The sequence below is a fragment of the Amycolatopsis sp. NPDC114505 genome (assembly GCF_055633615.1).
Genome location: NZ_JBVKDV010000008.1, coordinates 1 through 4,608 on the forward strand (window position 1 = coordinate 1; position 4,608 = coordinate 4,608).

Sequence of the window (4,608 nt, forward strand, 5' to 3'; positions counted from 1 at the left end):
ACGACCTGCCACGGCCCGTTCACGCTCCAGGCCCCGGATTTCCCGTCCGGTCCCAGGTAGGTGTGTCCCAGCAGCCCATCGGTTCCGCGGGCGAACATCTCCACCGAGGAGGTCAGCGCGTTGAACGTGCCTTCACCACCCGGCACCGGAGCCACCACCGAAACCGTGTCCTCGACGCCGACTGGGCGGACATATCGCACGCTGCCCCAGTCGGTGGCCCGGTGCCAGTCGTGGAACAGGACGCTGCCGGGAGAGGCGCCCTCGTTGCCGCCGACCGTCTGCACCATGCCGTCGGCGCGCACGCCGACCACCAGGTTGACGTGCTCGGCCCAGCTGGCCCCGTCGTAGTTGTAGACGACGGCGTCCCCGACGTGCGGCTCCCCGGTCGTCGTCCCGCGCTGCTGGCCGTACGCCGCGACGCTCGCCGCGGCCGGGCCGACGCCCGCGGTATCGATCCCGGCAGTGTCCCAGACCCACTTGACGAAGTCGGAACACCACGCGTCCGGGTCGCAATGCCAGCCACCGGTCGAGCAGCCCTTGCCGAGCTGCCCCTGCGCGATCCCGGTGATGTCCTGGCCGGTGGCCGCGGCCGCTTCGGCGCCGCCGAACGGCACACTCACCAGCATGGCCAGCGCCGCCCCGGCCAGTGTCGTGGCCACCTGTCTCGGCATGGTCCTCATCTTCACCCCAACGTTCGGTGGCGGATCCCCTCCGCCGGTCGAACCCAGACTGGTGTTCCGGTCTCCGAAAAACCTGTGAACGTGTCTTGAGATGTCCCGAATGTCCGGGAATGCTGATCAGGAGCATGGGGGGTTCGAATGCGGGTGCTGCTGCTCGGTCCTGTCCAGGTCGAGTCGGAGGGGCGCCAGTTGAGCCTGGGTGGTCCCAAGCCGCGCGGACTGCTGGCCGTGCTCGCCGCGAACGCCGGGCAGGTCGTTTCGCTCGACCGGCTGGTCGACACGCTGTGGGACGACGTCGTGGCGGTCGACGCCCGGGGCGCGGTCTACACCTACGTGTCGACGCTGCGGCGAGAACTCGGCGACGTGCTCGTCCGCTCGGCGGGCGGCTACCTGCTGGACCTGCCGCCGGACGCCATCGACGTCACGTGCTTCGTGCGGCACGCGGCCGAAGCGCGCCGCGCCGCCGAGGCCGGTGATCACGCGACCGCCGCGAAGAAGCTCAGAGCCTGTCTCCAGCTGTGGCGGGGCGCGCCGCTCACGGGCGTTCAGGGCAGGTGGGCGGAAGCGGAGCGGGCGCGGCTGACCGAGCAGCGCCTGATGGCGATCGAAGATCGGATCGGCGCCGAGCTCGCGCTCGGCTGGGGCAACCGGCTCGTCGGCGAGATCACTGCTCTGAATACGGAGCACCCGTTCAGAGAGCGGTTGCACGCCCACCGCGTGACTGCGCTGACCCAGTCCGGCCGCCGCGGTGAAGCCCTCGAGCACTTCCGCCGGGTGCGGTGCGAGCTGGCCGACGAACTGGGCATCGATCCCGGTCCGGAGCTGACGGACGCCCACGAGAACGCCCTGCACGCGGATGCCCGGCACGCGGATGCCCGGCCGAGCGAGCCGTTGCCCGCGCCCGCGCAGCTCCCGGCCGACGTCGCCGACTTCACCGGACGCGCCGACGACGTCCGCGCGCTGATCGCCATGCTGACCGACCGGCCGGGCGCCGCGGTGCGGGTCTGCGCGGTCTCCGGGCAGCCGGGCGCCGGCAAGAGCACCCTGGCCAGTCACGTCGCGCACCGGCTCCGCGGCGATTTTCCGGACGGCCAGCTCTACGCGGTGCTCTCGGGTACTCGGCCGGTGATCGCTGACCCGGCCGAGGTGCTGGGCGGGTTCCTGCGCGCGCTCGGCGTGCCCGACACGTCGATCCCACCGGCCGTCGAAGACCGCGCCACGCGGTTCCGGTCGGAGCTGGCCGGGCGGAAGGTACTGGTGGTGCTCGACGACGCCGCGCACGAACAACAGGTCCGGTTGTTGCTCCCGGGTGCCCCGGGGTGCGCGGTGCTGGTCACCAGCCGGAACAAGCTCAGCGCACTGGAGGGCGCCCGCAGGCGTGACCTGCAGGTGCTGCCGGATGCGGAAGCGCTCCGGTTGCTGGACGTCGTCGTCGGGGACGGACGTGTCGGCGGGGAACCGGCGGCGGCCGCGGAGATCGTCCGGCTGTGCGGCAGGCTCCCGCTTGCCGTGCGGATCGCGGGCGCGCGCCTGGCGGCGCGAAGACACTGGTCGCTGGCCAAGCTGGCGGCGCGGCTCCGCATCGAACGCAGTGTGCTCGCCGAGCTGGCGATCGGCGACCTCGAGGTGCGAGGCAGTCTTGCGCTGAGCTACCAGAGCCTCGCGGAAGCGGAACGGACAGCGCTGCGTCGCCTGGGCTTCCTGGCGGTGCCGTCGTTCGCTCCCTGGCTGCTGGCGCCCTTGCTGGACTGCCCGGTGCCCGAAGCCGATGACGTCCTCGAACGGCTGGTGGACAGCAGGCTCGTCGACGTCGTTTCCGGTGACCGGTACGTGCTCCACGATCTGACGCGGGCGTTCGGCCGGGAGCGCGCCCTGGCTGACGAGCCGCTCGCGGACCTGAAGGCCGCGGTCGCCCGGGTCGGCGAGGTCTACCTCACGGTGGTGCAGCGCGCCTCGACGCTGCTCCCCAACGCCGTGCGGCTGCCGGCGCCGCCACTGCCGGCCGGCTGCCGGCTGGACCAGCCCCTGCTCGACGAGCTGCTCGCCGAACCGGACCGGTGGTTCGACTGGGAGCAGAACGGACTGGTCGCGGTAGTCGAACTGGCCTGCGAACTGGACCTGTCCAGGCTCGCGGCCGGACTCGCGGCGGCGCTGAGTTCGTCGTCGTTCGCGCTGAACAACCAGTTCACCCTCTGGTGGCGAACCCATCAGGCGGCGCTCGCCGCCGCCCAGCGAACCGGCGACCGCGGGGCCGAGGGGCAGCTGCTCTGCGGCCTCGGCTGGCTGCGCTACGAACAGGACCGGCTGGACGAGGCCGCCGACTACTACCGGCAGGCGCTGAACGCGTGGATCAGCGACGGTGACCTGCAGCGCCAGACCACCACCCGGCTCGAGCTCAGCCGGGTGTACCGGGAACAGGGCGAACTCCAGGCCGCGGCGGCACTCCTGGCCGACGCGATCCCGGTCCTCGAGCTGATGAACAACCCGGACGCCCTGGCCCGCGCCTACCACGCGGCCGGCCTCACCCACACCGAACTCGGCGATCTCGACGCCGCGCTCGACACCTGCGAGAAGGCGATGAACTGCTACGCCGAGGCGGGCCAGGAGCACGGGGTCGCGCTGGTGCTCCGCTCGACGAGCCTGGTCCACCGGGCCGCGGGCAGGCTCGACCAGGCCACCGCCCCCGGCGAGCGTGCACTGGAGATCTTCGCGTCCGTCGGGGACCGGCTGATGACCGCGTACGCGACGCAGTCACTCGCGAAGATCCGGATCAGGCAGGGCTTGGGTGCCACCGAGCGACGGAGGCTGTCGGAAAGCCTCGAGATCTGCCACGACATGCAGGACGGCTTCGGCCAAGCCCTGATCCTGCGAACGCTCGGTGAGCTGGAGCTGGCCGCGGGCGATCCCGAGGCGGCAAAGCCGATGCTGAAGCGCGCGCTGGAGTGGTGGGATGCGCTGGGCCTGCCGTTGTGGCGGGCTCGAACTCTCCGCGACCTGTCCGTGGTCTTGGCCCTGGAAGGTGATGGCGTGGGCTCCGACCGGGCGTGGACCGAAGCACGCGAGCTGTTCGAACGGCACCACAGCCGGGAGGTGGGAGAGCCCCGGCCGGTACCTCAAAAGCCGTCCAAAGGTTTTTCGGATGTCGGCTCGCCACGATCGTCCTCATGACCAGGACCTTCCGGCGGTTGATGACCACCACCGCACTCGTGATCGCAAGCCAGTTCGCAGGCGGTGTCGCGCTCGCGGCGCCGCCTCCCGACGTGATCGCCGACGCGGCGCGTGAAGGGGCCGTCACCCCCTCGCCCATGTCGGCTGCCAGTGCCGAAGACTTCATCAACGCCGCGGGCCCGGCGGCGCAGCGCGGGCAGGCCGACTACGGCGTCCCCGCCTCGGTGACGGTGGCGCAGGCCATCCAGGAATCGAACTGGGGCCAGGCGGCGCCGGGGAACAACCACTTCGGCATCAAGTGCTTCAACGGCCCCGGCCCGATCGCCAACGGCTGCCAGGACCTGCCGACGCACGAGTGCTGCCCGGACCATGTGGTGATCGCGTCGTTCCGGACGTACGCGTCCATGGAGGACTCGTTCCGCGACCACGGGCTGTTCCTGCGAGAGAACTCGCGCTACGCCAACGCGTTCAACTTCACGAACAACCCGGACCAGTTCATCCGCGAAGTGCACAAAGCGGGATATGCCACCGACCCGAACTACGCGAACTCGATCATCAACTTGATGAGCACCTACGACCTTTACCGCTTCAACACGGTTTCGGTGGTGGCTCCGGTGCCGGGTGGTGAAGGCACGTTCAACGCGCTGACCTCCTCGGTGGAGATGTTCGCCCGCGGAACCGACGGGCTGCTGGGACACACCTACCTGGGACCGGACGGGAAATCCGGGGCCTGGAGCGTGAACGGGCCGTGGCAGATCGC

General features: G+C 70.8%; 3 protein-coding genes. 2 read left to right on the top strand and 1 reads right to left on the bottom strand.

Going from position 1 to position 4,608, the window contains the following annotated elements:
* A partial coding sequence (locus ACZ7OU_RS50335) for a CHAP domain-containing protein (protein ID WP_470260793.1) occupies window positions 1-671 on the bottom strand: 671 nt, incomplete at its 3' end.
* 147 nt (window positions 672-818) lie between these two features.
* Here ACZ7OU_RS50335 and ACZ7OU_RS50340 point away from each other — a divergent pair.
* Together ACZ7OU_RS50340 and ACZ7OU_RS50345 are read left to right on the top strand one after the other, a co-directional pair.
* Window positions 819-3,848 carry an AfsR/SARP family transcriptional regulator gene (locus tag ACZ7OU_RS50340; RefSeq protein WP_470260794.1) on the top strand — a complete coding sequence of 1,010 codons (3,030 nt, stop codon included), beginning with the start codon at window positions 819-821 and terminating at the stop codon, window positions 3,846-3,848.
* Window positions 3,845-4,608: glucosaminidase domain-containing protein (locus ACZ7OU_RS50345; protein ID WP_470260795.1), on the top strand; the 764-nt coding region annotated here is incomplete at its 3' end. The genes ACZ7OU_RS50340 and ACZ7OU_RS50345, both read left to right, overlap by 4 nt.